The following is a 17,434-nucleotide window of genomic DNA, read 5'->3' on the forward strand; positions in this document are numbered from 1 at the left end:
ATATTTCAGACCTCGTAAATAAATATTAACAATAATACTCGAAAACAATTTGCTTCCGAGCTATGGAGTTTTACATGGATGCTTCTGAATCTTTGACGCCGGCAGTAAGTCCTACTCCCGCAAATAAGCGTGGTTGGATTATTTTAGCAATTGATATTGTGCTTCTAATTGTACTTTTGAAATACCTGCCCTTTGATGAAAAAGCGAATGCAGGTTTAGCAATGATGGTCTTCATAGGTGTACTTTGGTTAACTGAAGCTATACACGTCACAGTGACAGCGCTCTGTATTCCTATTTTAGCGGTAGTCCTAGGGCTCATGAATACAGGGGATGCACTTAAATCCTTTGCAAACCCAATTATTTTCTTATTTTTTGGGGGATTTGCGTTAGCAACGGCTTTACATATTCAAGGTCTAGATAGGCTTATAGCCAATCGCTTATTAATGGCAGCGCGTGGGCGCCTTTCTGTAGCCGTATTATTGCTATTCGGTGTCACAGCAGGCTTATCAATGTGGATCAGTAACACAGCAACAGCGGCAATGATGTTACCGCTTGTACTCGGTATTTTGTCTAATCTTGATGTGCGCCATGAACGCAATACCTTTGTGTTTGTATTACTTGGTGTTGCTTATAGTGCAAGTATTGGTGGATTAGGGACGATTGTTGGTAGTCCTCCAAATGCCATTGCGGCTTCTGCTTTAGGTTTAGATTTTCTGTCTTGGATGAAATATGGCATTCCAATTATGGTTGTCTTATTACCAATGATGTTTGTTTTAATGTACATGATGCTGCGCCCAAACCTTAAACATCGCTTTGAAATTGAATTAGAGCATGTTCAATGGAACAGCAAGCGTATTACTGCAATGGTCATATTTTTGTTAGCTGTAGTTTGTTGGATCACCAGTACTTTCATCAGTGACGCGTTCGGTGGTGTAAAAGATTTAGATACTATCATTGCGATGAGTGCCGCAATCCTCATTTGTGTTACGGGTGTCGCAAGCTGGTCTCAGATTCAAAAAAATACAGAGTGGGGCGTATTGATGTTATTCGGTGGTGGTCTAACACTGAGTGCAATTTTAAGCTCTTCTGGTGCAAGTAAAATTATGGCGGATTGGATGCAGCTGACATTTGGTCAAAGCCATTGGTTTGTTATCATTTTAGCGGTAACAACGTTTATCATTATTTTGACAGAATTCACCAGTAATACAGCGAGTGCTGCATTATTAGTCCCTATTTTTGCAACAGTAGCTGAAGCGTTAGGGATGCCAGTGATCGTACTGACAATGATTATTGGTATTGGTGCATCGTGTGCCTTTATGTTGCCTGTAGCAACACCGCCAAATGCGATAGTGTTTGGTTCGGGGTATATTCGTCAAATAGAAATGGTGAGAGTCGGAGCGGTACTGAATGTCGCTTGTATCATTGTGATTTCATTATTTGCTTGGTTCTTCTGGATGTAATTCAAAAAATATACCTTACGGCCTCTTCTTTTGAGGCCGCTTTACATTGTTGTGCTGCATTTCGATATTATTGTGAGGGGCGTGCGACAAGTGCTTGTTGATTTTTCCCTATCTGAATAACTCCTGTATCTGTAAATGTAATTTCACTGTTGCCACGCAACGAAAAATTCATCGCTTTAATTATTCCCTGTATATCGATTTTATTTTGTGGGCAAAGAAAATCATTATTACATTGATATTGATGACTTTCTAACATAACGGTGTGCCCTGTTAATTTCGCTTGTTCACTTAATTCAAAGTGATTTCCTTGAAAATAAGGGATATCAGTTTTGAATTTAGTGCCGAGTTTTACCACACCTTCACTGGGAGAAAGTGTTCCACTGCCTGATGAACTTATGTAGTTTTGCAAGGCAGCATTGATATTGAGGTTGTTTTGCAGTTTTATTTGATCGGCAAAAACATTCATTTTAGATAGTTGAATTGGATTGCCTTGTTGTTGGCTTATGCTGACGAGCCCAGCCGGTTGGGTTGAAAATTTAAGGTTGCTATAATCCTCCTGTTTTTTAGGGTCGAGTTGTTTCTTATTTTCTTTATTTCTACTGTATTGTTGTTCTAGTTTCCCTGCAATTAAAGACAGACTATTGATATTATTTATCGCGCCTTTTTTCCACGAGATACCATTTGGGTTTGCAATAACCAGGTTTGCACGTTGCCCCTTGATACCCAATATCCCTTGAATTTGCGTTTCTTCGGTGCCTGTCACTTCAGCGAGTATTAACTTGGCTGCCCTATCACTCAGGTTGTTATTACTGGCTATGTCATTATTAAAAATTAAACCATGTTCATTTGAAGATAACGCTTCAAATGTATTGAATGAAATATGGTTTTTTAGTGGAGCATTGATATTGATGATTTTGGCTTTATCAATGCTGATTTCATTTGCATTAGTGATAGGTGGTGAAAATAAGAAAATGACCGTAATTGTTTGTGCCGCTATTGATTTCATTTATCAGCTCCCTGCTATTAAAAAATCCCTTCATCGCTAACGAGTATAAGGGGTAATGCATTTTTCAAAGCAATCAAAAAATAGTATGGGATTGATAGAAACAATCAAAACAGGGTAACTGTGTTGGGTTAAGGATAAGGATAAAAAAAGAGCCACATTTCTGTGGCTCCCATTATTTAGGTCACTTATCAGCAATTAGTGTGCTGTTGGTGGATGGCTGTGTTCAATATCTTCAGACTTCTTAGAGAAGCGGCGACGGATCACCACAAAGAAGACGGGAACAAAGAAGATAGCCAGTGAGGTTGCGGCGAACATACCACCCAGAACACCTGTACCTACTGAGTTCTGAGATGCAGAACCTGCACCATTACTAAACACTAGCGGGATAACACCTAACATAAATGCCAATGATGTCATCAGGATTGGTCGTAAACGCATCTTAACGGCATTCAGCGTTGCTTCAACTAACCCTTTACCTTCTTTTTCCATCAAGTCTTTGGCGAATTCAACAATCAAGATTGCGTTTTTCGCCGAGAGCCCAATGGTTGTTAACAGGCCGACCTTAAAGTAAACGTCATTATCTAAACCACGGACGCTGGTAAAGAGTAATGCGCCGATAATACCCAGTGGAACGACTAACATAACGGAGAATGGTACTGACCAGCTTTCATAAAGTGCTGCCAGGCAGAGGAATACCACTATCAAGGAAATCGCGTACAGAGCAGGGGCTTGGTTACCTGCTAAGCGTTCTTGATAGGACATACCCGTCCACTCATAACCAATACCTTCCGGTAGGTTTTCAGTTGTTAGTTTTTCCATCAATAGCATCGCATCACCGGTACTTTGACCTGGTGCTGCTTGGCCTTGAATGTTCATCGCTGGTACACCGTTATAACGCTCTAAACGTGGTGAACCAAACTTCCAAGGGTCTTTGGATTCATCTAAGAATGCAGAGAATGGAACCATTTTACCTTGGTTATTACGAACATACAGGTTGCTGATATCTGATGGCAACATACGACTTTCTGCATCACCTTGTACGTAAACTTTCTTAACACGACCGCGGTCGATAAAGTCGTTCACATAGCTTCCACCAAAGACGGAGCTGAGTGTTGCGTTAATATCGCTGATTGCGACGCCTTGTGCCTGTGCTTTTTGTTGGTCAATGTAGATACGGTATTGTGACGTATCATCTTGCCCATTTGGACGAACACCTTGGAGCATTTCTGGATGTTGAGCCGCTAAACCAAGTAATTGGTTACGTGCTTGCATCAGTTTGTCATGCCCTAAGTTACCTTTATCGACCAACTCGAAGTCAAAACCGTCTGCGGTACCTAACTCAACAATTGCAGGCAGGTTAAAGGCGTAAATTAGTGCTTCTTGCTTCTTGGACATCGCGATATTTGCGCGTTGTACAATTGCATCAACGTGGTTTTCATCACCTTTACGTTCGCTCCAGTTTTTCAGAACGACGAAGGCAAGACCCATATTTTGACCTTGACCGGCAAAGCTAAAGCCCCCAACAGTAAAGACAGATTCAACATTGTCTTTTTCGTCAGTGTGGTAGTAGTTAGTGACTTCATCCAGCACGGCTTGGGTTTGTTCTTGTGTTGATCCTGGCGGTAATTGAACCATTGACAGGAATACACCTTGGTCTTCTGCTGGTAAGAAGGAAGACGGTAAACGAACAAACATAAATGCCATGCCTGCCACTAAAATCAGGTAAATCACAAGGTAACGACCTGTGCCGTTAAGCATGCGGCTTACACTGTCTGTGTAGTGGTGAGCTTGCTTTTCAAACGTTCTGTTAAACCATCCAAAGAACCCTTTTTGGCTACCATGGCTGCCTTTCTCAATAGGCTTCAACATCGTCGCACACAGTGCTGGTGTTAAAATCATAGCCACCAGAACTGACAGGATCATGGACGAAACAATGGTAATCGAGAACTGACGGTAAATTGCCCCTGTTGAACCACCAAAGAAGGCCATTGGGATGAATACCGCAGACAGAACCATTGCAATACCGACTAACGCACCTTGGATTTGACCCATTGATTTTTTGGTCGCTTCTTTCGGTGATAAGCCTTCTTCTTGCATAACACGTTCAACGTTCTCTACAACAACGATGGCATCATCGACGAGTAGACCGATGGCAAGTACCATCGCGAACATGGTCAAGGTGTTTATTGAGTAACCAAATGCCGATAGGATGGCAAATGTCCCCAACAAGACAACTGGAACGGCAATCGTTGGAATTAATGTGGCGCGAATGTTCTGGAGGAACAAATACATAACCACAACAACCAACATGATTGCTTCAACTAACGTTTTAACAACCTCGTTAATTGAGATTTTAACAAATGGCGTTGTATCGTATGGATAAACGATTTCTAACCCTTGAGGGAAGAAAGGTTTCATCTCTTCCAGCGCAGCACGTACGTTGTTAGACGTATCTAACGCGTTCGCACCTGTTGCCAGTTTGATACCAATACCTGCTGCTGGTTTTCCGTTAAAGCGCGCGATCGTACTGTAGTTTTCTGCACCTAACTGAACGTCAGCAACATCTTTAATACGAACTTGAGAACCGTCTTGGTTAACCCGCAGTAAGATATTGGAAAACTCTTCTGCACTATTTAAACGTGTCTGTGCAATGATTGAGACGTTTAAACGTTGGTTTGCAATTGACGGTGAACCACCGAGCTGTCCTGCTGCGACTTGGTTATTTTGAACCTTGATAGCATTAATGACATCGGTTGTCGTCATGTTGTATTTAACAAGTTGTTCAGGTTTTAACCAAATACGCATCGCATATTGGGTACCAAACAGCTGTGTTTCACCCACACCATTTACACGGCTTAATGGGTCTTTAATATTCGAACCTACATAGTCGGCAATGTCATATTGGCCCATTGAGCCATCATTAGACACGAAACCTGCAACCATTAAGAACGAACTTGTTGATTTATCGACACTAATACCTTGCTGCTGAACTTCTTGTGGCAGCAATGGCATCGCCAGTTGCAATTTATTTTGCACCTGTACTTGCGCGATATCACCATCAGTTCCTGCTTCAAAAGTAAGCGTAATGCTTGCAGAACCTGATGAATCACTGCTCGATGACATATATACCAAGTTATCGATACCGTTCATATTCTGTTCGATAACCTGAGTTACTGTGTTTTGTACCGTCTCGGCATCCGCTCCCGGATAGTTAGCTGAAATAGAAACAGCCGGCGGTGCGATGGTCGGGTACTGAGAAACAGGTAACTGGATAATTGCCAACAGACCAGCAAGCATGGTGATAATCGCAATTACCCACGCAAAAATTGGTCTTTCTATAAAAAACTTAGGCATTAATCAGCCGCTCCCTTATTTAGACTTTTCTTCAGGTTTAGCCTGATTGTCTATGGATTGCGTTTCTAAGTTTGCTTCCTTAGGATTCACAACAATTCCTGGTTTGATTTTTTGTAAGCCAATGACGACAACGCGATCACCTGCTTTTAAGCCATCTTTAATCAGCCATTTGTTGCCAACCGCTTGTCCTGCTTTAACCGTTCTGACTTCAATTTTGTTCTCTGCGCCAACAACCATGACTTGAGAGGTACCTTGAGCAGTACGCGATAATCCTTGTTGAGGAACCAGAATTGCATTTTCAACAACGCCATCTTCTAAAATTGCACGGACAAACATTCCCGGAAGTAACTCTTTGTTCGGGTTAGGGAAAACGGCTCTCATTGTGATGGAACCTGTGGTTTCATCAACGGTGACATCAGAGAACTCGAGAACACCTTTTTGTGCGTATTCTTGGCCATTGCTATTAATTAAACTAACAGGTGCCTGACCAGATTCTTTTTGCACAGCGCCTTGTGCTATCTCATTTTTTAGACGTAAGAAATCATCGCTCGATTGCGTTACGTCAACATAGATAGGGTCAAGTTGCTGAACACGCATTAATTCAGTCGCTTGGCCTGTAGAGACCAATGCCCCTTCAGTCACATTCGATTTGCCAGTACGGCCACTGATTGGTGCGGTTACCTTGGTGTAGTTCAGGTTGATACGTGCAGTTTCAACAGCCGCTTCCGCTGCTTTGACGGCAGCAAGCGCTTGAGCATAGGTTGAAGTCGCTTGGTCGTATTCTTGCTGACTAATGTAATTCGTCCCTAACAATGGTTTATAACGCTTAACCGTCAGCGCCGCGATATTTGCATTCGCTTGCGCTTTTGCCAGTTCTGCTTTTGCACTGTCATAGGTCGCTTGGAAAGGAGCAGGATCAATTTGATACAAAGATGTTCCCGCTTCTACGTCGCTACCTTCTTTATAGTTACGTTTTAAAATGATGCCGCTCACTTGTGGGCGAACCTCGGCAACACGGAATGCAGATGTACGGCCTGGTAACTCGGTCTTGAGAGTCAGAGGTTCGGCTTTCAGCGTAACAATTCCTACTTCAGGCGCCGGGCGTTCTCCGCCACCTTGTTGTTCATCGTTACAACCTGATAAAGCTAAGCCACCTGAAAGAACCAACAGAGCCAGAGGTAACACCCCTCTGTTTTTTCGCATAAGTTAACCTCAATTAATCAATATGAGTTCAAAACAAAAATAAGAAAAATGGTAAACAATATGATTTATCACTGTGCTATAGTACAAACATACACGAATGTATGTAAATCAGCTTTCGATAGAAACGGGTCACAATGGCACGAAAAACTAAACAACAGGCTGAAGAAACCCGTCAGGAAATATTAGATGCTGCCATCAAAACATTCTCTGAGCGAGGAGTTTCAGCCACATCATTAGCCGATATTGCAAAAGCAGCGGGGGTAACCCGAGGTGCAATATATTGGCATTTTAAAAATAAAGTAGATCTCTTTTATCAGGCCTGCGAGTTTGGTGATAACCAAATAATCCAAGCCGAAGAATATTATCGTTCTAAATATACCAATGATCCACTTTCAATACTAAGAGAATTATTGGTTTTTATTTTGACCGACTTCATCGACAACCCTAAAAACCGTGCGTTGATGGAAATTTTCTTTTTAAAATGTGAATTAGTGGGCGAAATGGCGGAATTAGTCGATTTTAAACGGGCTAATTATGTGGCTAGTCAGTGTCGTATTGTCGATAATTTGCAAGATTGTATCGATGCAGGGCAATTACCTGCTGACCTTGATATTGAATGCGCCGCCATCATGATCCGCTCATTAATGTCGGGTTTATTAGAAAATTGGTTATTACAACCTGAGAACTTTAATATAAATCAACACACGATAACGCTGGTTGAGACACTATTAGAGACGTTAAAATGTAACCCAGCAATACGGCTTAAACCCACCCAAATAAAATAACTTGGAGTCACAGATGGCCTCTATTCTGATCATCGCTAACGGCGCACCTTATGGCAGCGAAACTTTATTTAACTCATTGCGCCTTGCTATCACGCTAAAAGAGCAAAACTCAGATTTAGATTTAAAAATCTTTTTAATGTCAGATGCAGTTTGTGCAGGTTTAGCGGCTCAAAAACCGAAAGAAGGTTACAACCTTCAGCAAATGTTAGAAATTTTAACGGCTCAAGGGGTGCCTGTTAAATTATGTAAGACATGTACCGATGCCCGTGGTATCAGTGAGTTAACTTTAGCGGATGGTGTTGAGGTTGGCACATTAGTGGAACTGGCTAGCTGGACATTAACATCAGAGAAAGTCTTAACATTCTAATTTGTTAGTTTAAAATGTTGCTCTAATTGTATGTGCTGGTAATGTGTTACTGGCACTTTGCTTTTTTGAATAACGTACTGAGCAAAGAATGAATATGCGAGGGTATAAGGATATTACGATGATAAAACAACATAGAATAGAGCGGTATTTTATTAGCGCTGCGTTGTTATTCGCAATGATATTTTTTTCTTACTCTGCATCTGCTTTAACTCCAAATAACCTACCTAACAAAAACGACATTAAAAGTTCGCTCACCGCATTAAGTAAAAAAAGTAGCTTAAGTGAAGAAGAAAAATTGGTGCGCGGGGACTTAGAAAAAACATCCGATTTTTATAATGAATTAGATAAACTCGAACAGCGAACAGAAGAACTGCAAAAAAAACTTAATCGAACCAATGAAGAATCAAGAATTGCTGTTCAAGGTTTACAACAAGTTAGAAATGAAAGCCAACAACAGGCTTCGCAATTTGCTGAAAAAATAAAAAATAGCTCACTTCCCCAATTAGAAGCCCTACAAGCGACCTACTTAGAAAACTTACAGTCGGAACAAAACGACCTCGCAACCTATAATAGCCAACTAATCGGTTTACAAACCCAGCCAGAACGCGCGCAGGCGTTGATGTTGGATAATGCGCGGCGGTTACAAGAAATTCGTAATGAACTTAACAGCACGGTTAATGACTCAGTGAGCTTGCGCCCATCTCAAATTGATATGCTGCAAGTTGAGCAGTATCTCTTACAGCAACAAAATGAATACCAAAAACGTATTTTGCAAACCAATACGCAATTACAAGATGTTCTGCAAAAACAACGTGATTATACTGCTGCATATATCGCTCAGCTTGAGGATCATGTTCAACAATTACAAGCCGCTATCAGCAACCGCCGTCTAGATGATTCCCAATCAACGGTACGCGAAGCGTTAAATACTTCTGAAGCGGATATTCAAGCGCAGCAAAACCCCGTCATCCAAAAAGAAATCGCCATCAATAATGCGCTCAGCGATCGTTTGATTCAAGTGACTGAAGATAGCAATAAGCTGGTGCAAAATGGCATTCGTGTTAAAGCATGGCTAGAAAGGGCGACGCAGTCAGAACGTAATTTGAAAGAGCAAATTAACGTTTTACGTGGGAGCTTATTGCTATCTCGTATCTTATTCCAACAGCAAATTGATTTACCGCCAGATATTTTAACCAAAAACTTACCTGTGACGATTGCGGATTTACGTCTTGAACAGTTTGATATTAATCAGCAGCGTGATGCTTTATATCAACCTAATGACTACATCTCTGGTTTAGAGAGCCAACTGGCCGTCAAAACAGGTGAAGAGCAGGGTAACGGATCATTGCTATCAACAGATGATAAGGCCGCATTGACCAAGCTTTTAGATGTCAGGCGTGGCTTGTTAGATGAACTCAACCAGCAACTGGGTGGGCAAATTTCCCAAGCAATTAACTTACAGCTCGACCAAAACCAATTATTGAGTGTGGTAAGCTCCCTTGAAAATACATTAGCTCAGCAAATATTTTGGGTGAACAGCAATAAACCGATGGATGTGGAGTGGATTAAAACCTTCCCTGAAGCCGCGGCAGCCCAAATCAGCAGCTTTGATTTCAGTTTATCGTCTCGCAGTATTCAGCGCGGGGTAACAAACTCATTGTTAGTGGTGATCCCGCTGGTATTGATTGCGGTGATTTTTATTTGGTTTCATCGCAAAATTAACCGACGTTTACAAGAGATTGACCAACGCTTATCGAGCCTACGGAATGACAGTGTTTTGAGCACGCCAATAGCGCTCTTACTGACATTGATGCAAACCCTGCCTATCTCTTTATTATTATTGGCAATAGGTTATTGGTTCTTAAAAACAGGTAATGTCCAAGGGCCGTTCTTTTGGCAGTTTTGCCAGCAGCTTGCCGTTTTTTGGGCGTTGTTTGAACTCACATTTCGCATCTTGAAGCCCCAAGGCATTGCACAGAAGCATTTTGGGATAGACCAAGGCACTATCTCACGAACGCGTCGGCGTATGTCGCGCTTATCTATCCCGCTGATCCCATTAATCTTCTTTTCAACTTATGGGGTTATCAACCCATTAAAAGTTTCAGAAGATGTGATTGGGCAATTGATTGTTTTCGTTTCGCTACTGTTGTTGTGTATTTTTACCGTGCCATTTTGCAAACAAGTTTGGCAAGAGAAAGGCAGCCATTTAACGCGGACGATTGTTATCACATTATTGACGTTTTCCCCGCTTATTTTAGTGGGGCTAATGATGGCTGGCTACTATTACACCACATTGCGTTTGGCAAACCGCTGGCTTGATAGTTTGTATTTGTTGTTGCTTTGGTACATCACCTATAACGCCTGCTTAAGGGGCTTGACGCTGGTGGCACGCAAGCTGGCTTATCAACGTGCAGTCGAACGCCGTGAAGCATTAAGGCTAGAAAGGCAGGAACCGCAGGAAGATGCGGAAAATGAGCCAATTAAAGAGCCGCCAATGACCATTGAATTGATTAGCCAGCAATCTTTGCGTTTAACAACCATGGTGCTGTTTATCATATTTGCGTTGGCATTTTACGGCATTTGGTCTGATTTTATTACGATTTTCTCGTTTTTTGATAGCGTAGAACTGTGGCGCTATAGCGATGTTTCTCCAGAAGGAACGAATATTCTTCAGTCGGTGACACTCGCTAATCTAATTTTAGCGGTGGTGATTATTATTGTGGCGTGGGTGATGACGCGTAACTTACCGGGCTTGTTAGAAGTACTTGTTTTATCACGCTTAAAATTGAGGCAAGGGTCAACTTATGCCATCACCACAATACTGACTTATATCATCGTGGGTATCGGCGCGATTGCGTCACTCGGCATGATTGGTGTGACATGGAACAAACTGCAATGGTTAGCTGCCGCTTTAACCGTTGGGTTAGGGTTTGGTTTACAAGAAATTTTTGCAAACTTTGTTTCGGGGATCATCCTTTTATTCGAAAGACCGATCCGCATAGGCGACACAGTCACCATCGGGACCTATTCAGGTACGGTAAGCAAAATTCGTATTCGAGCGACCACCATTGTTGATTTCGATCGCAAAGAAGTGATCATTCCCAATAAAGCGTTTGTCACTGAACGGCTGATCAACTGGTCGTTGTCAGATACGGTTACGCGGATCACGATTTCACTCGGCGTAGCGTACGGATCGGATCTGGACAAAGTGAAGCGTGTGTTACTCTCTGCGGCCACCGGTAATGCCAAAGTGATGACAGAGCCCGCACCGAGCGTCTATTTCACCACGTTTGGTGCGAGTACGTTAGACCATGAACTGCGCTTCTACGTCCGCCAAATTGGCGATCGCAGCGTGACCAGTGATGAAGTGAATCGAGCGATTGATAAACTGTGCAGAGAAAACGATATTGATATTGCCTTTAACCAGTTGGAAGTTCATCTGCACAATAATAAAGGGGAGGAAGTACAGGAAGTGCAACGTTCCCCGAAAGAAAACGGTCATGATAACGAAAAATAATTAGAGTTATTCAAGGCTTCTACCTTCAAAAGTAACGGGGTGGCATAAAGGGTGGGAATAAAAACCATCATTCCCCCTACCGCCACACTGAAGGTTGCAAGGTGCCTTTTCATCGATGAATTTTTTACCTGTGAACTAAAGGGCATTTGGTTTGTAGCGCAAGGTGCGAGTAATGCGCTCCCAAATATCCACCATTTGTGCTTCGCTATAGCGGGTTTGTTTATATTGGCTATCTAATTCAAGCTTAATCAGTGGCTTAGTTTTACTTGCTACTGCCTCATTCGCATAAAGGAGAAAGTCATAAACTAGCAACTCTTTTCTATCGTACGGTTGAATACCTTTAAAAAACCAAGCTTCAGTCGGGATACTATCAAACGTTAAGGCTTCTGTTTTTAAGGTTTCCATATAGGTATCTTTAAGGCCTTCATTAATTGCCTGACTCCGACCAAATAATGTATCTCCATTTGCATCATGTTTATTATTGGTATTGATATCAAATTGAAAGTCTTCGTTATCATAACTAAACCCAATCACAACCTCATGCCTGCCGTTATCATCGGCAATAAAGCCATTTGGGATACACACCCCTTTTTCGGTGGGGATTTCATGATCTAACCGCCCCTTTAAGTGGGAGATTAATGAACGTAATGCGGTGAGCTTGGTGTATTTGTCGTTCAATTTAAATTCAGCAAACCCCGAATTTAAATAGTTTTGCCTTTCTTCCGCATATTTAGGTGCAGATAAATCGAGAATGTCTATCGTGATAATAAAAGCAATATGATCAACATAAACATGAGCTTCTAAAGTTCTGTAAGCATCATCTGAGCCACTTTGGTTTTTATCAAATATCACCCCGAGATTATTAGGCAGCAAGATCTTTTCTTTCAGGACAGGGGCATTTTTTTCACTGGTGGTTTGGTTTTTTAAGGCTTCTTCCCTTAAGGTTATCCGTTGTTTAAAGGCGGGGGGATAAATAAACTGGCTCTCTATTTTAAAATCATCATAGGTTGCCGTATGGGTGTCATTGACAAATGACTCGGGGACATCCACCAGATACACCCCCACACATTGCGGTTTGGTTTGGGCAAATAAATCATCAACCATCATCGGTTCCTTCAAAAGTAACGGGGCGGCATAAAGCGGGGGAATGAAAACCATCATTCCCCATACCGCCACACTGAAGGTTGCAAGGCGCCTTTTCATCGATGAATTTTTTACCGGTGAACTAAAGGGCATTCGGTTTGTAGCGCAAGGTACGAGTAATGCGCTCCCAAATGTCCACCATTTGCGCTTCGCTATAGCGGGTTTGTTTATACTTACTGTCCAAGCCTATTGTTATTAATGGCTTAAAGGCTGTCGCGACCGCTTCATTCGCATAAAGCGTAAAATCATAAACTTGTAATATTTTTTGCCGATAGTCCTGAGTTCCCTCAAAAAGCCATGCTTCAAACGGTATATGATTTTCTGTTACTGCATATTTTTTCAAAGTTTTCATGCCTGAGCCTTTTAAAGCATCGTTGATTGCATCACTTCGCCCAAAAAAAGTATCACCGTCTGCTATCATTGTATTGTCGGTATTGATACCCAAAAGAAAATCAGCATTTTTATAACTAAACCCAATCACAACCTCATGCCTGCCTTTATCATCTGCAATAAAGCCATTTGGGATACACACGCCTTTTTCGGTGGGGACTTCATGATCTAACCGCCCCTTTAAGCGGGAGATTAATGAACGTAATGCCGTGAGCTTGGTGTATTTTTCATTGAGTTCTCTTTCCGTAAATCCTGCATCTAAATAAGACGCTCGTTCTTCTGCATATTTCGGGGCGGATAAATCTCTAAATTTTGCTGTAATAATAAAAGCAATATGATCAACATAAACATGAGCTTCCAAGATCCTATAAGCATCATTTGAGCCGCTTTGGTTTTTATCAAATATCACCCCGAGGTTATTAGGCAGCAAGATCTTTTCTTTCAGCACTGGGGCATTTTTTTCACTGGTGGTTTGGTTTTTTAAGGCTTCTTCCCTTAAGGTTATCCGTTGTTTAAAGGCGGGGGGATAAATAAACAGGCTCTCTATTTTAAAATCATCATAGGTTGCTGTATGGGTGTCATTGACAAATGACTCGGGGACATCCACCAAATACACCCCCACACACTGCGGTTTGGTTTGGGCAAATAAATCATCAACCATCATCGGTTCCTTCAAAAGTAACGGGGCGGCATACAGCGTGGGAAGAACAGCCATCAGGCTAAAAAACGAAAAACACCGTAAGAGATAGGATTTTTTTAGTAACATTTCGGCACCCCTTGTACCATTTTAGCAATCGCTCGCAGGGTAAATTGCAATGCAGGGCGCTTATGGATATCCGCAAGGTTTGTTACCTCATATGCCCCTTGGTGATCAACGTCCGTGACTAAAACACTTTTAATCCTGTAGCCATTGTTATCTTTAATGGTATTCAGCGATTCCACCGGTACCGTGCCATCCCCTGGGGTATTTGATGGTTTCAATTCATAAAACCGCGAACGATTAAAAGGAAGTGGGGTTTCCTTAAAATTGTTGGGATAGCGTTTGTCACTGTCATGCAGGTCTTTGGGAAATGTTCTCGATGAAATATCCCATTTAACAAAGCCATCTGAAGGGATCTGATTACCGTAAAAGACATAACTTGTTGGGTGGTAATATTGGTTACTTAATACTTCGATGAATGGTTGTACCTGATCTTTGATTAAATCAAAGTATAACTTCCAGTTTTTTGTGCTGATTGACTCGTCCTTATCTAAGATATCCGACTCATACAGCTTCCACCATAAGTCTTTGTTTAAGTAAATTTCATTAAATGGGTCTTTATTTTTAGGTAACTGCAAATAACGGCCATCGGCTTCCCCCTTTTCAATCCACAGCCAAGGGGCTCCGTATTTATAATTCGGGGCAGGCAGTAACTGTAAAGGCGCAGGGGATTGGGCTAAGACGGGCATTAACTCCTCGGCGGATTTGCCCATCACAATACCTGCTGCTCCCTCTTGCTTACCCCCCACTTTCATACGTCGATAGGCGGCTGGCGAGCCTAAATCCGGTATCACCCCATGAACGACACCCAAGACTTTATCTTGGCACCCTATAAAATCCGCCTCTTTGGGGGGATCCATTGCGTAACGTGCCACTAGCCCACCCATGGAGTGCGTCACTAAAATCACTTTTTCAACGGCTAAGCCATATTTGACTTTATACTTGTAGTGATAGAGTATTTTATCAATATATTCAACGAGTTTTGCCGCAGATACCGCATTGTCCTCTAACCAGTTATAGCCAAAAACATGTAATGGGTAGAGGAAGGCGGAAAAGTGGTCAACTTCGGCTTCGGTTAACAGCTCTTCGTGTTTGTCTTCAGTTTGCAGTGGTTTGCCACACAACTGGCGCATAATGCCGTTCTCTTTTGGGTTCTCGCTATGCGCCGTTTTCCCCTCAGAACAACGTTTCACCGCCTTTTGCCAATCATCCAGTAAAGCGGCTTGAAGGACACTGAGTGTATTGCCATAACTAAAATTAAGGACTTCTCCCCAACCTCGCATTTCTCTTGGTAAAAATAAGGTGCCAAAATCCCCTTTGCCATCATCGGTGATTAAGGAGTATATATTGGTACTGATTTTTCCACGATTATCCACAACAGTTGTCTGAGGGTTCAATAATGCTTTACGTTGAGGACCTTTTAACTTAGCCCAATCAAGGTAAACTTGAATATCACTATCCCCTCGCCAAATCGGTTCATCATCTTTGAATTTTCCCCCCGAAGACTTTAAATTCGTCCCCATCACACCAGGCAAAAAAATCACGGGGATAACTTTAGTTGGGGGACGAATACAGTGTGCCTCTGCATTAAGGGATTTGTGCTGAGCTCGAACGTCCTTCCAACAGCAAGTTCCATCTTCCTCCCATTCGGGGTGATGATATGTAATATGTGGGCTTTTGGGTTCTTCATCCTTAATTGACATGGTTAGGCTCCTTTAAAAAACTTAAGTTAAATAAGATAGCCTAATCCTGTTAAAATATCGTACTGAATTAGTCGTGTTTATCACTAGTGATCAGTCAAAATGCCTAGCAATAAATAAAATAAATACAAATTTTATATATAAAATAGGTTAATTCACTATTTTTTTGAGTGAAAATACTGGTGAGGTGAATGAATTTTGAATGAGGTTCTATTCACTGACTTCGTGTTAGTCAGCTAAAGATAAGGTTGGCAGGTATGCCTCTATTCTACTTTATCTTTAATCTCGAAGGGGGAGTGTTCTTGCTTTTGCTGTTTTAAAACATAATCATTTTTAACAATATCAAGAGCTTTAAGAACAATATCGGTTTCAATATCTGATGTTTCTAATAAGTAAATCAAATCAACGGCAAGCTGTGTTTCGAGGGGGGCGTCTTTGAGTGAGTCCATTCGTGTTCCTTATATCGCAGTGTGTCGAATTATTCAAAATATTGATTTTCTTGATGCTCTATGGCTTTTTCAATGCGTAAAAGGGCTTGGCGGCAACGATACAAACGGCCTGCTAATGTTGCGAGCTCTTTTTGGCATTGATGTTGGATACGGTGATCTGTTAGCTCTGATAACTGAAGTTCTTTTTCACTGACCATCGCTTGTAAGCGGCGCTCATAGTCCTGATGTTGTGATAAACGTTCATATAAATCAACCTGTTCCTTTTTCTTGGTAAAGGATGATTCCTTTTCACGCAACGATTGCGTTGAAATTTCGCGGGAAATGGCCTGCATTTGATGCACAATTTTTTCGGTGAGAAAATTGACTTGTTCTGTGTGGTTCAGTGTGACACTGTTACACAACTGCTGATAAAGGTTATTCAACTCTTTTTGGCAGTCCCCCAAGCGCGTCGATTTATGGCTAAACAGCTGCATATCAAAACGGGAGTGGGAAAACTCATTATCTTTAATGGGGGCGACACGGGTTTCTAACTCATCAATCTGCTTTTTTAACGCATCCAACAGAGCCTGTATTTTCATTTTTTGTTCTCATTAAATGTGAAAAATCGCGGAAAATTGATATTCAGCAACAAAACTCGCTGCAAATAGGCGGCTGCTTATTGCATTTTTATGGTACTTTACATAGATTCTACACTTTCGTGTTTACTACATGGCTTTTATTATGACCGCTAAAGAGCAACAACTGCAATTGATTAAAGAAAGTATCGCATCCATTCAAGATTATCCAATCGAAGGTGTGATCTTCCGTGACATTACGACTTTGTTAAATAACCCTGCTGCCTATCAAGCAACGATTGATATGTTAGTTGAACATTACCAAAACAAAGGCGTCACTAAAATTGTAGGAACTGAAGCGCGTGGCTTTCTATTCGGCGCACCAGTTGCATTACGTTTAGGCGTGGGCTTTGTTCCTGTTCGTAAAAAAGGAAAATTACCGCGTGAAGTATTAAGTATGACTTATGATCTCGAATACGGTACCGATACCCTTGAGATCCACAAAGACAGCATTCGTCCAGAAGATAACGTGCTGGTGGTTGACGATCTACTGGCGACTGGCGGAACGGTTGAAGCAACCGTGAAAATGATCAAACAGCTGGGTGCTAATGTGGTCGATGCGGCATTCATCATTAGCCTGCCTGACTTAGGTGGTGTTGAACGCTTACAAAAAGAAGGCGTTTCTTCATACAGCTTGGTTGAATTCCCAGGCCATTAATCTTTATTTTCCCTCTATTTTTATCACA

General features: G+C 41.7%; 13 protein-coding genes. 5 read left to right on the forward strand and 8 right to left on the reverse strand.

Annotation, left to right across the window (positions count from 1 at the left end):
• Window positions 1–74 precede the first annotated feature (74 nt).
• On the forward strand, window positions 75–1,460 hold the full coding sequence (locus tag AC4IFT_RS00575) for a DASS family sodium-coupled anion symporter (protein ID WP_490734595.1): 1,386 nt from the start codon (window positions 75–77) through the stop codon (window positions 1,458–1,460).
• 67 nt (window positions 1,461–1,527) lie between these two features.
• Here the strand turns inward: AC4IFT_RS00575 and AC4IFT_RS00580 are convergent, their stop codons facing one another.
• From AC4IFT_RS00580 to AC4IFT_RS00590, 3 genes are all read right to left on the reverse strand, one after another.
• Window positions 1,528–2,466, reverse strand: a complete 939-nt coding sequence (locus AC4IFT_RS00580) for a two-partner secretion domain-containing protein (protein ID WP_490734597.1) — start codon at window positions 2,464–2,466, stop codon at window positions 1,528–1,530.
• A 195-nt stretch (window positions 2,467–2,661) separates the two neighbouring features.
• Entirely contained in the window at window positions 2,662–5,820 is a 3,159-nt protein-coding gene (locus tag AC4IFT_RS00585) for an efflux RND transporter permease subunit (protein WP_490734599.1), read from the reverse strand.
• A 15-nt stretch (window positions 5,821–5,835) separates the two neighbouring features.
• Entirely contained in the window at window positions 5,836–7,023 is a 1,188-nt protein-coding gene (locus AC4IFT_RS00590; protein WP_490750356.1) for an efflux RND transporter periplasmic adaptor subunit, read from the reverse strand.
• Window positions 7,024–7,157: 134 nt separating this feature from the next.
• Between AC4IFT_RS00590 and acrR the strand changes: the two genes are divergently transcribed.
• The 3 genes from acrR to mscK all read left to right on the forward strand — a co-directional run bounded on the left by acrR (window position 7,158) and on the right by mscK (window position 11,692).
• A complete protein-coding gene (gene acrR / locus AC4IFT_RS00595) occupies window positions 7,158–7,808 on the forward strand; it encodes a multidrug efflux transporter transcriptional repressor AcrR (protein WP_490734601.1) in 651 nt (216 codons plus the stop codon).
• Between the two features lie 13 nt (window positions 7,809–7,821).
• Window positions 7,822–8,175: a DsrE/DsrF/TusD sulfur relay family protein gene (locus AC4IFT_RS00600; RefSeq protein WP_219246128.1), complete on the forward strand. Its 354-nt coding sequence runs from the start codon at window positions 7,822–7,824 to the stop codon at window positions 8,173–8,175.
• 118 nt (window positions 8,176–8,293) lie between these two features.
• Window positions 8,294–11,692 (forward strand): mechanosensitive channel MscK, encoded by a 3,399-nt coding sequence (gene mscK, locus AC4IFT_RS00605; protein ID WP_490750357.1) that lies wholly within the window; start codon window positions 8,294–8,296, stop codon window positions 11,690–11,692.
• Between the two features lie 135 nt (window positions 11,693–11,827).
• On the opposite strand, the gene AC4IFT_RS00610 is transcribed toward mscK, so the two are convergent.
• The 5 genes from AC4IFT_RS00610 to priC all read right to left on the reverse strand — a co-directional run bounded on the left by AC4IFT_RS00610 (window position 11,828) and on the right by priC (window position 16,712).
• A complete protein-coding gene (locus tag AC4IFT_RS00610; protein ID WP_490750358.1) occupies window positions 11,828–12,895 on the reverse strand; it encodes a T6SS immunity protein Tli4 family protein in 1,068 nt (355 codons plus the stop codon).
• 22 nt (window positions 12,896–12,917) lie between these two features.
• On the reverse strand, window positions 12,918–13,991 hold the full coding sequence (locus tag AC4IFT_RS00615; protein WP_490750359.1) for a T6SS immunity protein Tli4 family protein: 1,074 nt from the start codon (window positions 13,989–13,991) through the stop codon (window positions 12,918–12,920).
• Complete coding sequence (locus AC4IFT_RS00620; protein WP_490750360.1) at window positions 13,982–15,688, reverse strand: lipase family alpha/beta hydrolase; 1,707 nt, start codon at window positions 15,686–15,688, stop codon at window positions 13,982–13,984. The genes AC4IFT_RS00615 and AC4IFT_RS00620 overlap by 10 nt, the downstream gene beginning before the upstream one ends.
• Before the next feature lie 260 nt (window positions 15,689–15,948).
• Window positions 15,949–16,134, reverse strand: a complete 186-nt coding sequence (locus AC4IFT_RS00625; RefSeq protein ID WP_490750361.1) for a DUF2496 domain-containing protein — start codon at window positions 16,132–16,134, stop codon at window positions 15,949–15,951.
• Between the two features lie 29 nt (window positions 16,135–16,163).
• Window positions 16,164–16,712, reverse strand: a complete 549-nt coding sequence (gene priC / locus AC4IFT_RS00630) for a primosomal replication protein PriC (RefSeq protein WP_490750362.1) — start codon at window positions 16,710–16,712, stop codon at window positions 16,164–16,166.
• Window positions 16,713–16,854: 142 nt separating this feature from the next.
• Between priC and apt the strand changes: the two genes are divergently transcribed.
• Entirely contained in the window at window positions 16,855–17,406 is a 552-nt protein-coding gene (apt, locus tag AC4IFT_RS00635) for an adenine phosphoribosyltransferase (RefSeq protein WP_219246132.1), read from the forward strand.
• The last annotated feature ends 28 nt before the right edge of the window (window positions 17,407–17,434 follow it).

This window comes from Providencia sp. UF-183 (genome assembly GCF_058246155.1).

Bases quoted from the DNA above. Each gene is read 5' to 3' on its own strand.
- AC4IFT_RS00620 (WP_490750360.1), bottom strand. From the start codon at position 15,688: ATGTCAATTAAGGATGAAGAACCCAAAAGCCCACATATTACATATCAT.
- AC4IFT_RS00575 (WP_490734595.1), top strand. From the start codon at position 75: ATGGATGCTTCTGAATCTTTGACGCCGGCAGTAAGTCCTACTCCCGCA.
- AC4IFT_RS00600 (WP_219246128.1), top strand. From the start codon at position 7,822: ATGGCCTCTATTCTGATCATCGCTAACGGCGCACCTTATGGCAGCGAA.
- mscK (WP_490750357.1), top strand. From the start codon at position 8,294: ATGATAAAACAACATAGAATAGAGCGGTATTTTATTAGCGCTGCGTTG.
- apt (WP_219246132.1), top strand. From the start codon at position 16,855: ATGACCGCTAAAGAGCAACAACTGCAATTGATTAAAGAAAGTATCGCA.
- AC4IFT_RS00580 (WP_490734597.1), bottom strand. From the start codon at position 2,466: ATGAAATCAATAGCGGCACAAACAATTACGGTCATTTTCTTATTTTCA.
- AC4IFT_RS00590 (WP_490750356.1), bottom strand. From the start codon at position 7,023: ATGCGAAAAAACAGAGGGGTGTTACCTCTGGCTCTGTTGGTTCTTTCA.
- AC4IFT_RS00615 (WP_490750359.1), bottom strand. From the start codon at position 13,991: ATGTTACTAAAAAAATCCTATCTCTTACGGTGTTTTTCGTTTTTTAGC.
- priC (WP_490750362.1), bottom strand. From the start codon at position 16,712: ATGAAAATACAGGCTCTGTTGGATGCGTTAAAAAAGCAGATTGATGAG.
- acrR (WP_490734601.1), top strand. From the start codon at position 7,158: ATGGCACGAAAAACTAAACAACAGGCTGAAGAAACCCGTCAGGAAATA.
- AC4IFT_RS00610 (WP_490750358.1), bottom strand. From the start codon at position 12,895: ATGAAAAGGCGCCTTGCAACCTTCAGTGTGGCGGTATGGGGAATGATG.
- AC4IFT_RS00625 (WP_490750361.1), bottom strand. From the start codon at position 16,134: ATGGACTCACTCAAAGACGCCCCCCTCGAAACACAGCTTGCCGTTGAT.
- AC4IFT_RS00585 (WP_490734599.1), bottom strand. From the start codon at position 5,820: ATGCCTAAGTTTTTTATAGAAAGACCAATTTTTGCGTGGGTAATTGCG.